Consider the following 13,726-nt stretch of genomic DNA (forward strand, 5'->3'; position numbering starts at 1 on the left):
CGACCAAGTCGTTCATCGACGGGGGACCGTGAGCGAGGCTGCGATGCGCAGGCTCATCCCCCGCCGGCCACGGACGTTCGCCAATGAACGCGTGTCCGAACTACACGACATCGCAGTCCCCGCAATCGAAAGCGCACCAGTGACGTTGACAACCCCGATCACCAGTCCCGACGAGCACGCAGCACCGCTCGACCTCCTGCTCACCAACTCCACCCGCGGTATCGCCGGCCGAATGCTGCCGCGCGGGCCGCTGACCCGGCTCGGTGTCAGCCTCGCCAAGCAGCCCCGCACCCTCGCCGGACGCGGCTCCCTCCTCGCCCGCGAACTGGGCGCCATTGCGGCCGGCAAGTCCGCACGGGTTCCCGCGAAGAGCGACAAACGTTTCGCCGACCCGGCGTGGCACGCGAATCCCTTGCTGAAGCGGACCATGCAGGCCTACCTGGCGGCGGCCGACACCGCCGACGCCGTGTTCACCGACGCGGACCTGGACTGGCGGGACTCGGAGAAGGTGCGGTTCGCCCTCGACAACCTCATCGAGGGTTTGGCACCGACCAACAATCCGTTGCTCAGCCCCCTCGGGTGGAAGGCGCTGATCGACACAGGCGGACTGAGCGCGATCCGCGGAGTGAAAGCCTTCGCCCACGACATGGCCTCCCACCCACGGGTCCCCGCGATGGTCGACCCGGACGCCTTCGCGGTCGGGGAAACCGTGGCCACCACCAAGGGGGTGGTGGTGCTGCAAACCCGGGCGTTCGAGCTGATCCACTACGCACCGCAGACCCCGGCGGTGCACGCGGTCCCGCTGCTGGTGGTGCCGCCGGTGATCAACAAGTACTACATCGTCGACATCGCCCCCGGCCGCAGCATGATCGAACATTTCCTGCAGCAGGGCCAGCAAGTCTTCGCGATCTCCTGGCGCAACCCGCAGGCCCGGCACCGCGATTGGGGCTTCGACACCTACGGCGCCGCGATCATCGAGGCACTCGATGCGGTGCAGACGATCGCCGGGACCGACAGTGCGCACCTGCTCGCCACCTGCTCGGGCGGCATCCTCGCGGCCATGGTCGCCGCGCACCTCACCGACATCGGGGAGGGCGAGCGGATCGCGAGCCTCGCGCTGGCGGTGACCGTGCTGGATCAGACCAACGCCGGTTTCGCTGCCGCCGCGATGAGCGACCGCGCGGCCCAGGCCGCCATCCGCACCTCCGCCGCCAAGGGCTACCTCGACGGCCGCACGTTGGCCGAACTCTTCGCGTGGCTGCGGCCGACCGACCTCGTGTGGCGGTACTGGGTCAACAACTACGTCCAGGGCCGCTCACCAGCCGCGTTCGACGTGCTGTTCTGGAACTCCGACACCACCAGAATGGCGGCCGCCCTGCACAAGGACATGGTGCTGCTGGGGACCGGCAACAAGCTGACCACTCCCGGAGCCGTCACCATGCTGGGGACGCCGGTCGACCTGTCCACCGTGACCGCAGACTCCTACATCGTCAGCGGGATCGCCGATCACATCTCCCCCTGGCAAGCCTGCTACCGCAGCGCACAAATGTTCGGCGGCAAGGACAACCGATTCGTTCTCTCCACCAACGGGCACATCGCCGCCCTGGTCAATCCGCCGGGCAATCCGCGGGCCTCGTTCCGGGCCGGCAGGGTCGACGAGTCGAGCGCCGACGAGTGGTTCGAGTCGTCGGAGAAGACCAGCGACTCCTGGTGGTCCGACTACACCGGCTGGCTCGCCGACCGCAGCGGCCCGCAGATCGAGGCGCCGCACACCCTCGGTGGCCGCGACCTCCCCCCGCTCGCGCCGGCTCCCGGCACCTACGTCCACCACAACTGACCGCCGACCGAAAGACCACGATGACCACCCATCTCGACACCCCCACCGCCCTCTTGGATCTGTCCGGACACACACTCGGCACGACCGACTGGCTCGACATCACCCAAGATCAGGTGAACCGCTTCGCCGACGCCACCGACGATCACCAATGGATTCACACCGATCCCGCCCGTGCGGCCGAGGGCCCGTTCGGCGGCACCATCGCCCACGGCTACCTCACGTTGTCACTCGCACCGATGGTCCTGGCGGAAGTCCTCGAGATCGACGACACCACGGCCGCTCTCAACTACGGCCTCAACAAGGTCCGCTTCCCCGCCCCGGTACCGGTCGGAGCGCGGCTGCGCGCCACGGTCACCGTCACCTCCGCCCAGCAGAAACCCGCCGGCATCGAGACGGTGTTCGGACTCACGTACGAGGTCGAAGGCGGGCGGGCGCCCGGCCTGCATCGCCGACGTCGTCGTGCTCTACCGGTGACGGCCGCCCACCCCGGGCCCGTCGAAGAGAGCTATATCGCGGCGGGCGGGCAGCGCATCAGGGTCAGCGTCCGCCGCGGCACCGGGGTGCCGGTCGTCTTGTGCAACGGCATCGGCGCCAGCTACGAGGTGCTCGACCCCCTCGTCGCGCAGCTCGACCCCGATACCACCGTCATCCGATTCGACGTCCCCGGCACCGGCGGATCACCGGTGTCCCTGGTGCCGTATGGCTTTCCGTACCTCGCCTGGATGCTGGGCCGGCTCCTGACCCGGCTGGGCGTCGGCGTGGTCGACGTCCTCGGTCTGTCCTGGGGTGGGGCGCTGGCACAGCAGTTCGCGTTCCAGAATCCGCGGCGCTGCAGGCGCCTGGTCATCGTTGCCTCCGGGACCGGCATGCTCATGATCCCCGGCCACCCCCAGATCCTGGTCAAGATGCTCACACCCCGCAGATTCCGCGACCCCGACTATGCGGCGTCCATCGCCGGCGACCTCTACGGCGGCACCGCCCGCACGCAAAAAGACGACGTCGCCCAACTCTTCCTGAAGCAACTCCACCCCGGATCGAAAATCGGCTACACGCACCAACTCCTCGCGGGATCGGTCTGGACAAGCCTGCCGACACTACCGGCAATACGACAACGGACGCTGATCATCGCCGGAGCCGACGACCCCATCATTCCCGTCGTCAACGCGCACATCATGAAAACGCTTCTCCCACACGCCACCCTGCACCTCCACGACGGCGGACACATCGACCTGATCACCAACGCCACCGAACTCGCCCCAGTGATCGAGACATTCCGTCATACCTAAGAAACCAGCGGTAGCAGCAATACGGAGGGGACGACCGCGCCGGACAGGATGCCGAAGCCGATCTGTTGGCACACCAGGAGGACGACGGTCCCGCGCCGATCGCACCGACTCGGGCGAACGGAGCCATTCTTCATCCCCTCAACCGCTATTGGAGGTCGGCGTAAGGTGTGAAACACCTCATTTGCTCGATCGTGCGAAGCGGTGTGGGCGGTGTCGAATCATCGCATTGCCGGTCCTGAAGACGACGAGCTCTACCAACCAGCCGCGGCCTGTGGTGATCGGTTTCTGATCAACGGCCGGGACTGGGGCGGCGGGTTCTCGTTGGTCGAGCACCGTTTGCCGCCGAGGGTGCTTGCGGCTCCGTTGCACAGGCGCATTGATGGGTGTGCAGTGCTCGTCGATCGCGCGGATGTCAGAATGCGGCGAACTCGCCGTGCTGGCCTATCGGGGACCCGAGCCCTCGCCGACGACGTTCGCCCCGGGAAGGGGTTCGCAACCCGGGTATGCCGCTGCCAGCGGGTCGGTCATCGTGTGCGCCGATCGGGTCCACGAGACCCGATTCTCCACGGCCGGGATGACCGGGCGCCGGCTGCACAGCGGGGTGTGCGTTCCGATCGGCTCCGAAGCGGTGTGGGGTGTGTTGACCGCGCACAGTCGTCGTCCTCGCGAATACACCGACCGTGACCTGACCTTTCTGCGCTCGGTGACGGCGGTGCTGTCCGCGGCGATCCGCCGCATCGAGGCCGAAGCCGCGTTGGTGCACCAGAGCTTGCACGATCCGCTGACCGGGTTACCCAACCGCGCGCCGGCCCGCCGTCGGCTCGACGAGGCCCTGGTCGCCGCGCCGCGCGGCGGCACGCGCGTTGCGCTGTTGTCGGTCGATCTACACGACTTCAAGGTCGTCAACGACAGCCTCGGCCATGCCGGCGGCGACGACGCGCTGATCGTTCTGGCCAGGCATCTGCGGTCGGCGGTGCGCCCGGGCGATACCGTTGCCCGCCTCGGCGGTGACGAATTCGTGGTGGTGTGTGAGGACGTCGCAGGTGCAACGGAGGGGGTGGCAATTGCCGCCCGGATCACCGGAAGCCTCGCCGACCTGACCCGGGCCGAATCTCCCGACTGGCCGATCAGTGCCAGTATCGGTGTCGCACTGTCCGATCCGGAGTGCACCCGCGAAGAACTCGTCCGCCGGGCGGACTAGGATGTATCGGGCGAAAGCTGCAGGGCCGGGCGGTTACGCGCTCTACGACGGCACCTTCTAGGGCGGCAGCAGAGCCCGATCGGTGCACTGCGGCCGACGTGGCAGGAAGTCGCGGCCGCCGATAGGCACCCTAGGGAGGGGAAATTGTCATCTTGACGCGGCTCCCGACCCGTCGAATACTTTCTGGACAGGGCGGATCCCGTCGACCTACGACGAAAAGACTCCGCGCTTCGCCCTTGTGACAGAAAGATATTCGCGTCGTCGACTGCTCGTGAACGCATCGGCGTGTCAGGTCGACCTGCATCAGAGGTGAAAGCGATGAACACGAGTGTGCACGTCGGCACGAAGCCTGCCCAGCTCGGCGTGCGTCCCCGCGACGTCGTGGACGTCGGACGGAATTGAGGCGCCCGATGGCCGATTTCGACTCAGATGCGACCCAGGCGGCGTCGGTTCGTGCGGTCGGCCGCGGGATCGTGGCCGAATTGGACGCTGCCGGGTTCGCAGGTGCCGAGGAGGTCGGCCGGGGCGGGTTCGGTGTCGTGTACCGCTGCCTGCAGCGTTCGCTCGGGCGAATCGTGGCGATCAAGGTGCTGACATCGGACCTGGACCCCGAGAACCGCGAACGCTTCCTGCGGGAGGGGTACGCGATGGGTGGGCTCTCCGGTCACCCGAACATCGTCAACATACTGCAGGTCGGCGTGACCGACGCCGGTCGACCGTACATCGTCATGCACTATCACCCCCGCGATTCACTGGCGGTCCAGATACGCCGCGAAGGTCAGCTGCCCTGGCCGGAGGCGATCAGCATCGGGGTGAAGCTGGCGGGAGCCCTGGAGACGGCGCACCGCACCGGCACGCTGCATCGCGACATCAAACCCGCGAACATCCTTCTCACCGCCTACGGCGAGCCGCAGCTCACCGATTTCGGCATCGCGCACATCGCCGGCGGGTACGAAACGGCCACCGGCGGGTTTACCGGGTCACTGGCATTCACCGCACCAGAGGTGCTGAACGGGGAATCGCCGACCGCGAGGTCCGACGTCTACGGACTGGGCGCGACGATATTTTCACTGATCGCGGGGAGGGCGGCGTTCGAGCGGAAGACCGGTGAGGAACTCGTTGCGCAATTCGTGAGGATCAGCAGCCAACCGGTGCCCGACCTGCGCGCCCAGGGCATCCCGGACGGCGTGTGCGCCGTGATCGAGAGGGCGATGGCGACGAATCCCGCTGCTCGGCCGGGGTCCGCCGAGGAGTTCGGACACGAACTCCAAGCCGCTCAGCGACACATCGGACTGCGTTCGGACGCGATGGCGCTGGCACCCCGGGAGGCCGCGCAGGCGACCGAGGAGCACCCGTCGGATTCCGGTGCCGATGGATACCGTCGAATCCGCTACGAAGGTTCGGACAGCGGTCAGCGTCCGTGGGGCGAACCGACCCAGCAGCTCCAGCCGGATTCCCATCCGTCGGGACCGCCGTTCTGGCCGCCGAATGGCCCGCCGCCCTGGCCGCCGACCGGAGAATCGGGCAGCATCGGAGAGTCCCGCACAGGTCGGCGCGCGGTCCTGACCGTCCTGGCACTGGTCGTCGCGCTGGTGCTGGCCGGCGGCGGGTACCTCGTGCTTCGAGAAACCACCGGCCCAGGCACCGCACGACCTACCGTCCAGGACGCCGGCGCTTCTCCTGCCGTCGACCCGACCGCGGCGTGGCGACCGGTCGAGGATGCCCGTGTTGCCCGCCAGCAGACGGCAACGACAGTCGCGGACGGGACGATCTGGGTCTTCGGAGGGTTGGACGACAACGGCGTCTCCGCCCAGCAGGAGGGCTACGACCCGGCCATCGACACCTGGAAGGCCGGCCCCGACCTTCCGGTCCCGCTCAACCATGCGATGGCTGTCACCTACAACGACGAACCCGTACTGATCGGCGGTTGGAAAGCGGAAGGTCAGAACCTGACCGCGGTCGACTCCGATCAGGTGATGGCCATGCGAGACGGCGGGTGGGTGGACCTGCCGCCGCTGAACGCACCGCGGGCGGCTGGGGCCGCGGCCGTGGTCGGCAACAAGATCGTGGTCACCGGGGGACAGGCGAACGGTCAACTGGTGGCGACGACCGAGGTGTTCGACGGCATGAAGTGGACGACCGTCGCGCCTGTCCCCACGCCACGCGAGCATCTGGCCGGGGTGTCGGACGGGACATATTTCTATGCGATCGGTGGGCGGGATCTGGCGTCGGACCAGAACACCGCAGCGGTGGAACGGTTCGATCCCGCCGCGGGAACGTGGACGACGTTGCCGGCCATGCCCACTCCTCGCGGTGGGCTCGGTGCGGTGTTCATCGACGGCCGCATCGTCGCGGTCGGTGGTGAAGAACCGACTCGCGTGCTGTCGACGGTCGAGGCCTACGACGTGGTGGCCGGAACCTGGTCGCAATTGCCGGCCCTGCGCACACCGCGGCACGGGATGGCGGTCGGCGCGGTCGGCAACACGGTGTATGCCGTCGGCGGCGGTATCAAACCGACACACGCCGAATCGACTGCTGTGTCCGAGGCCCTCCAGCTCGCTCCACGCAAGACCCAGTGGGCGCCGGCGTGGCGTCCGCTGAAGGATGCGCCGATCGCCCGTCAGCAGACGGCGACGGCCGTCGCGGACGGCACGATCTGGGTGCTCGGCGGACTCGCCAATGCGGGGTCGACCCCGAAGGTCGAGGGGAACGACCCCGCCATCGACACCTGGAAGGCGGGCCCCGACCTTCCGGTCCCCCTCAATCACGCGATGGCCGTCGAGTACGGGGGCGAGTTGGTGGTCCTCGGAGGCTGGGTGCCGGAAGGTCCGAACCTCACCGGGATCACGTCGGACCGGGTGCTCGCGCTGCGGAACGGCAAGTGGGTGGATTTGGCGCCGATGAACGAGCCGCGGTCGGCTGGGGCCGCGGCCGTGGTCGGCGACAAGATCGTGGTCGCCGGGGGACAGGCGGACGGCGCGTTGGTGGCGACGACCGAGGTGTTCGACGGCACGAAGTGGACGACCGTCTCGGATATCCCGACCACTCGGGAGCATCTGGCCGGGGTGTCGGACGGGACGTACTTCTATGCGATCGGTGGACGGGATCTGGCGTCGGACCAGAACACCGCAGCGGTGGAACGGTTCGATCCCGCCGCGGGAACGTGGACGACGTTGACCGCCATGCCCACTCCTCGCGGTGGGCTCGGTGCGGCGTTCATCGACGGCCGCATCGTCGCGGTCGGTGGTGAACAGCCGACCAAGGTGCTGTCGACCGTCGAGGCCTACGACGTCGACTCCGGCACCTGGTCACCATTACCACCCATGCCCACGGGAGCTCACGGGATGTCCGTTGCGACGGTCGGTCACACCGTCTACGCCATCGGCGGTGCGTTACGGCCCACCCATGCGGAGTCCACCACGACTGCACAGGCACTGGATTTCTGGTGAGAGTGCCGGCGCCGACGGGTCGATCTTCCACCGGTCACGCACGCTGAATGTCTTCTGACCGTGTAGTTGTGCTCAGTAGAGGGGGACTAGACTTGTCGTGGGAGGGGCGAGTTTCGCAGGATACGGGCCGGGTAGGAAGTGGTTCGTGATGAAGGTGACGGCGAAGGCCACCCGTTGTGGCGGCTGGTGGGTGGTGGAGGTCCCGGGAGTCGAGGCGGCTCTCACCCAGGCGCGGCGGCTCGATCAGATTTCTGCCATGGTGGCGGATGCTGTGCATCTGGTCGAGGATGTGCCGGCCGAGGACATCGAGGTGGTCCTCGACTACGAGATCGGGGATTCGGCGGCGCTCATGGAGGCCCGAGCGGCCCACTTGCAGGTCGAGTCCGCCGCCCACGCGCAGGAATGTGCAGCGCGGGCCTCGCGGGCCGCGGTGGCGCATCTGCGCCGATCGGGGCTTTCGGTGCGTGATATCGGCGTCATCCTCGAGCTGAGCCCTCAACGGGTCTCTCAACTCGACCGCGCCGGCGCTCGTACCCGATGACAGTGCGAGCGACGGGTGCATACTCGGGGCCGTGAAGTCGGTCTCCGAGTGTGGTCCCGGTACTCGTGCTGTCGCTGAGGATTTCGATGTCCGACACCCTCACGATGTTCCTCGCCGGCGACGTGATGACCGGTAGGGGCGTCGACCAGATCCTCCCCTTTCCCGGCGACCCGGAGTTGAAGGAGCGTTGCGTCCGCGATGCCCGCGAGTACGTCGCGTTGGCGGAGAAGCGAAATGGTCGGATCCCCGGCCCCGTCGGGTTCGGGTGGCCGTGGGGTGAGGCGTTGTCGATCCTCGACGCGGCGGCACCCGACGCCCGCGTCGTCAATCTCGAAACGACCGTCACCACGTGTGCTCGATTCGCGTCCAAGGGAATCAACTACAGAATGCATCCGTCGAACCTGGGGGTGCTCACCGCTGCGCGGATCGACGTCTGCGTACTGGCGAACAATCACCTACTCGACTTCGGCGCCGATGGTCTCGTGGAGACCCTCGACGTGCTGACCCGCAACGGCGTGCGGACCGTCGGAGCGGGGCGCACCGTGGCGCAGGCGTGGTGTCCCGTGGTCGTGGGGGGCGGACCGGGTCGTCGGCTGTTGATCTGGGCGGCAGGTATGTCGTCGAGCGGGGTCTCGCCGCACGGCGCGGCCCGCCGGGATCGGCCGGGTGTCGCGTACCTTTCCGAACCCACCGCCGCCGAGGCAGACCGTGTCCTCGACCGGACGCGGCTGATACGGAAGAACACGGACGTGGTGGTGGTCTCTCTGCACTGGGGTTCGAACTGGGGATACGACGTGCCGGATTCGCATGTCGAATTCGCGCATCGGCTCGTCGACGGTGGTGTCGACGTGGTCTTCGGGCACTCGTCTCACCACCCGCGGCCGGTCGAGATCTACCGCGGCCACCCGATCCTGTACGGCTGCGGCGACCTGATCAACGACTACGAGGGTATCGGGGGGCACGAAGGCTACCGCGACGATCTGCGGCTGCTCTACCTGGTGACGCTGGACGCGCGCACGCACGAACTGCTCGAGCTACGAATGGTGCCGATGAGATCCCGGCGGATGCAACTGCAACGCGCGTCGACACGTGACACCGAATGGCTGCGGCGGGTCCTCGACGGGATCAGCCGCGGCTTCGGCACCCGCATCGATGCAGGCGACGACGTCCTCGTCGCCCGCGCGAGGCACGCGAAGTAGAGACCGTCGGGGTACCTTCCGCGGCGCCCGAGTCGAAATCGGACGCCGCCGAAGAGTGGAATCAGGTTACCGATCAGCGTCGACGCCGCCGCGAATCCAGTGCTGGATCCGCCAGATCACGTTGTACAGATTCCACGGTGCGACGTCGTAGGTGTCCCACGGCTGACCGACGTGTGCGGTCCATTCGGGAATCCGCCCACAACAGATCCGGTGATCGAACACGGAATAGAGTGCATTGCAGAATGCAGTACGCATCAGGCTTCTCCTGAGTCGGGGCGGTCCCGGACCGGGACTAGCCTAGGTGCGTTCTGCGCATACGAGCACACTACCGGGCTCCAACGAGAACCTATGGCCCCCACCGCCTAGAATTTCGGGTGCACGGACCCGCAGACGCGGCAATTTCGATCGGCGGAGAGTGGCAATGCAAGTTGGAGCGCTATTCGGGAGATACCGGCTGGACCGTTCGCTGACGGTGGATGTGAGCGGCGAGGTCTGGGCGGCGTTCGACACCGTCACGTCCCGGCAGGTCGTGGTGCGGGTGCTGCCGCCGGATGCTACCGAGGACGACGAATTCTGCGAACGATTCGAACGGGATGTCGGAATCGCGGCGCAGATCCGGAACCCGCACATAGTGCCGATCCACGATTTCGGGCAGATCGGAAACCGACTCTTTCTCGCAACGCCGACGACGCAGGGAACGAACCTGCGGACGATCCTCCAGACCACCGGGCCGATGGAGGTATCACGGGCGGTCGGCGTTGTCGAGCAACTGGCGTCGGCGCTGGAAGCCGTGGGCGCGGCCGGGTTGGTCGAGCAGGAAGTGTCGCCGGCGAATGTGATCGTGCAGGACGGCGGACTGATCCAGCTCACCGACGTAGGGCTCCCCACGATTCTCGGGGCCGCATCGGGCGTCTACGGCCTGACCTGTGTGTTGTACGAGTGCCTCACCGGCGAGGCGTTCCCGACCTCGGCGGTCCCGACGCCGCCCGTCGGCATGGCCGCCGTGATCGCACGCGGGACGGCGGTCGACCCCGCGCGCCGCTATCGGTCGGCGGGCGAACTCGCCGCCGCCGCCCGCGTCGCGGTGCCACCGCAACAGCCTGCCGTCGAGCCCGCTCCCGCGACCCCTCCGATCGACCGGAACCGTCGCCTGATCGTCGCCGGACTTGCGCTCGCCGCGATCATCGCTGTCGCTATTGTCGGTGGCCTGATCATCGGGTCGGGAACATCATCGCCCCACGTTGCCGTGCCTACGCCGTCGTCGAGCGCGGCCGGGCCGGTATCGCCGTCGTCGTCACCGACCGCCATGGCGAACCCGACCGCTGCCGAGCAGGTGCCGCCGGTGCAAGCACCAGCACCGACTCAGGCGCCGGTGGCGGAGGCTCCCATTCAGGAGGAGGCCATACCGACACCGGCGCCGCAATCGCCACCGGTGGTGCCGGCACCCGCACCGCCTCCGGGAGCGTTCGCTCCGCAGGTGCTGCCGTGCTACCCGGGTTACGAGCACACTCCGCCCCCGGACGGTCCGTGTCTCCCGCCCGGCTCGCCACCGGCGAATGCGCCGGCCCCTGCGCCCGCTCCTGCCCCGCAGGTGCTGCCGTGCTATCCCGGTTACGAGCACACCCCGCCCCCTGATGGGCCGTGCTGGGCTCCCGCGGGCCCGTGAAGTCTCACCGACGATTGTCGGTGGCGATCCAGGTGTCGTAGACCTCGCTGACTGCTGCGGCGATCGCCGGACCGTGCAGTGTCCGCGCGGCTCGTGATTGTTCGATTTGGATTCCGCCGGCAGCGTCGATGGTCAGGCGGTTGACGAGGTTGGATGGGGATTCACCGCTATGTCGTTCTCCGGGTTCGGCGACCCGAACACAGATTCCGCTTCCGTCGAGTGCCTTCGCGATCGCGTTCCGGACGTCCGACTTGCGCCGCGCGGGCGCGAGGCCGCCGATGAGGACGTCGTGTCCTCGGTAGCCGTGAAACGACAGCGCCCACCGGAATCGTCTCGCCGACAGGGAGCGTAGAAGCGGAAAGCTGTGCACGCTGAGATCGCTCGAGGAAATGTGCCATGCCCGGTAGGCATTGCCTACCGGTCGCCACCCTTTACACACCCACAGCGTCGAATCGCGTGATCCGAGCGAAGCGACGACCTGTTCAGCCTGCTGATCCGTTCGGGTTTCGATGGCGCCGCCGTGCGGTGCCAGGACCACGAGACGGTGATGTCGCCCGTCGTCTTCGAGCCGCTCGATGAACTCACCCCCGATTTCGGCCTCTTCCTCGGTCATCGCGGAGGCGGTGCACCGAAGGTCGAGAATCACCGTCTGTCCCGGCGCCGCGCCGAGCCGACGACAGCCACCCTCCGTTATCCCGATGGTGTCGATCTCTTCCACATCGGTATCCGGGATCAAAGTGAACAGTGCGGTCGTTTCCCCGTGGCTCACGCGAGCCTGTTGACGCGGCTCCGCTCCCATCCGAGTCAACATCCGCGGGTGAATCCCGATACGTTCGCCGGCGGATGCCCTGGTGGAGTGATCGTGACGGACTGCGAGGCGCAAAGGCATCGAAACCTGCTGAAACGAACGATGTTCGAACACCCTTTCAGGTTAGGCTCGAATCTGTTGTGGGTGCGGTCGAAACAACTAAACCGCCATCGATCTCGACGGGCGAATCCGGTGACTCGATGAAGCCCCCTTGTCGGCAGTCCTCGTGCGGCGAAGACTCGAATCCATGAGTAATAGAGCAGTGGTCAGTCTCACCACCGGTCTCGAGGACGCCGAGAAGGTGACGGTTGCGTTTCTGGTCGCGGTCGGCGCGGCAGAACAACAGCGCGAGACGCTGATGTTTCTCACGAAAGAAGCGGTACGGCTCGCGCTCGACGGCACGATTCAGGGCGTGGCCTGCGAAGGTTGTCCGCCGCTTCCCGATCTGGCGGCACGATTCGCGACCGCGGGCGGCATCTACATGGTGTGTCCGATCTGCTTCGAGGCCAAGCACCTCGACAAAGACGCGCTGGTATCCAATGCCGAACTCGCCGGGACGGTACCGATGTGGAAGTGGATCGGCGACGAAGGGGCGGTGACCTTCAGCTATTGACCGACGGAACGGGCGGGAGCCGGGTCCAGTTACACTGCGCGCGAGGGTGATCGAGTCGATTCGATCAGGGATCACGGGGGACAGGACCGGCAGTGACCGACCGTTACGTACTCGTCGACACCGACGCCGGCGTCGACGACGCGCTTGCATTGCTCACCATTGCACAGCACGCCGGAACCGAAATCGTCGGTGTCGGAACCGTGTTCGGGAACTGCACCGAAATGCAGGCCGCGCGGAACGCCCTCACCGTTCTGTCCGTCGCCGGCATGCGTGGCGTTCCGGTGTGCGTCGGACAACCACGCCCAGGGCCACCACCTGCCACCAGCTCCCCACACGGACTCGACGGACTCGGGGACCGCGGATATCGGCCACCACCGGGCGTGGGCCCGGCGTCCGAGTCCGCCGTCGATCAACTGCTCCGCGTCGCGCAGGACCGGCCCGGTGCGGTGGACCTGCTGTGCCTGGGTCCGCTGGCCAACATCGCCGCCGCTGTCACATGCGACCCACGGATCCTGACCCGCTTCCGTTCGGTCACCATCATGGGCGGCATGGGACCCGTCTCCCGTAGAGCTGTCGTGGCTGCAGAACAGCCACAATTCCTCGAGAAAGGTGACACCAATACCAACCACGATCCAGTCGCGGCCACGGTGGTTGCTGCAGCGCCTGGGCAGATTACTTGGGTGGGAATGAATGTCACCGGCCGACTCCGATTGGCCTGGGCCGATCTCGTCGCTCGTTCCGCGGTGGGAAAGACGGCGACGTTCGTCCGCGACATCACCGAGGACTATCGCCGGTACTGCACGGGCACATATCGCTCCGAGGACCCGATCTACACCGCGCACGATTCCGTCGCGGCCGCCGTGATGCTCGAGCCCACGGTGGTGCTGTCCGCCGTCGGCGCCCAACCCCAGGTGCTCCACGAGGACGGCCGGGCCGCGGTGTGGGGCGTCGCTCCAGCGCAGGGCCCGGCACACCGATTCGTGACCGACCTCGATTTCCGTTCGATCGGTGAGCGGATCACCGCCGCGCTCGACGCAGATCTTCCCCAGCCGGGCACGACCGGCTAGCAGTGCCCGTGTTCGACGGCGTCGACGCCCTCATGCGGAGGCGTCGAGCAGATGCAGTT

Annotated in this window: 11 protein-coding genes and 1 pseudogene; 10 read left to right on the forward strand and 2 right to left on the reverse strand. The window is 67.2% G+C overall.

The genetic code is table 11. From position 1 onward, the window contains the following. The first annotated feature begins 139 nt into the window (after positions 1-139). The 7 genes and pseudogenes from QM841_RS25075 to QM841_RS25105 all read left to right on the forward strand — a co-directional run bounded on the left by QM841_RS25075 (position 140) and on the right by QM841_RS25105 (position 9,513). The gene (locus QM841_RS25075; RefSeq protein ID WP_283334171.1) at positions 140-1,837 is read left to right on the forward strand and encodes a PHA/PHB synthase family protein; all 1,698 of its coding nucleotides are present in this window, start codon (positions 140-142) and stop codon (positions 1,835-1,837) included. A 20-nt stretch (positions 1,838-1,857) separates the two neighbouring features. Next, a pseudogene (locus QM841_RS25080) lies at positions 1,858-2,311 on the forward strand (MaoC family dehydratase). Continuing rightward, positions 2,308-3,123 carry an alpha/beta fold hydrolase gene (locus QM841_RS25085; protein WP_283334173.1) on the forward strand — a complete coding sequence of 272 codons (816 nt, stop codon included), beginning with the start codon at positions 2,308-2,310 and terminating at the stop codon, positions 3,121-3,123. The pseudogene QM841_RS25080 and the gene QM841_RS25085 overlap by 4 nt, the downstream one beginning before the upstream one ends. 379 nt (positions 3,124-3,502) lie before the next feature. Next, the gene (locus tag QM841_RS25090) at positions 3,503-4,324 is read left to right on the forward strand and encodes a sensor domain-containing diguanylate cyclase (protein ID WP_283334175.1); all 822 of its coding nucleotides are present in this window, start codon (positions 3,503-3,505) and stop codon (positions 4,322-4,324) included. 410 nt (positions 4,325-4,734) lie between these two features. After that, positions 4,735-7,773 carry a serine/threonine-protein kinase gene (locus tag QM841_RS25095; protein ID WP_283334177.1) on the forward strand — a complete coding sequence of 1,013 codons (3,039 nt, stop codon included), beginning with the start codon at positions 4,735-4,737 and terminating at the stop codon, positions 7,771-7,773. A gap of 148 nt (positions 7,774-7,921) precedes the next feature. Further along, entirely contained in the window at positions 7,922-8,314 is a 393-nt protein-coding gene (locus tag QM841_RS25100) for a hypothetical protein (RefSeq protein ID WP_283334226.1), read from the forward strand. Positions 8,315-8,400: 86 nt separating this feature from the next. Beyond that, positions 8,401-9,513 (forward strand): CapA family protein, encoded by a 1,113-nt coding sequence (locus QM841_RS25105; RefSeq protein ID WP_283334179.1) that lies wholly within the window; start codon positions 8,401-8,403, stop codon positions 9,511-9,513. Between the two features lie 66 nt (positions 9,514-9,579). On the opposite strand, the gene QM841_RS25110 is transcribed toward QM841_RS25105, so the two are convergent. Next, a complete protein-coding gene (locus tag QM841_RS25110; RefSeq protein WP_009472838.1) occupies positions 9,580-9,768 on the reverse strand; it encodes a hypothetical protein in 189 nt (62 codons plus the stop codon). Between the two features lie 166 nt (positions 9,769-9,934). Here QM841_RS25110 and QM841_RS25115 point away from each other — a divergent pair, with 166 nt between their 5' ends. Next, the gene (locus QM841_RS25115) at positions 9,935-11,179 is read left to right on the forward strand and encodes a serine/threonine-protein kinase (protein ID WP_283334182.1); all 1,245 of its coding nucleotides are present in this window, start codon (positions 9,935-9,937) and stop codon (positions 11,177-11,179) included. Between the two features lie 4 nt (positions 11,180-11,183). On the opposite strand, the gene QM841_RS25120 is transcribed toward QM841_RS25115, so the two are convergent. Then, positions 11,184-12,068 carry a poly-gamma-glutamate hydrolase family protein gene (locus QM841_RS25120; RefSeq protein WP_349307416.1) on the reverse strand — a complete coding sequence of 295 codons (885 nt, stop codon included), beginning with the start codon at positions 12,066-12,068 and terminating at the stop codon, positions 11,184-11,186. Between the two features lie 166 nt (positions 12,069-12,234). Here QM841_RS25120 and QM841_RS25125 point away from each other — a divergent pair, with 166 nt between their 5' ends. Both QM841_RS25125 and QM841_RS25130 read left to right on the forward strand, forming a co-directional pair. Next, positions 12,235-12,600, forward strand: a complete 366-nt coding sequence (locus QM841_RS25125; RefSeq protein WP_283334186.1) for a DsrE family protein — start codon at positions 12,235-12,237, stop codon at positions 12,598-12,600. Positions 12,601-12,692: 92 nt separating this feature from the next. Continuing rightward, positions 12,693-13,667 carry a nucleoside hydrolase gene (locus tag QM841_RS25130; RefSeq protein ID WP_283334187.1) on the forward strand — a complete coding sequence of 325 codons (975 nt, stop codon included), beginning with the start codon at positions 12,693-12,695 and terminating at the stop codon, positions 13,665-13,667. The last annotated feature ends 59 nt before the right edge of the window (positions 13,668-13,726 follow it).

The organism is Rhodococcus sp. IEGM 1307 (assembly GCF_030056915.1).
GTDB classification, from domain to species: domain Bacteria; phylum Actinomycetota; class Actinomycetes; order Mycobacteriales; family Mycobacteriaceae; genus Rhodococcus_F; species Rhodococcus_F opacus_D.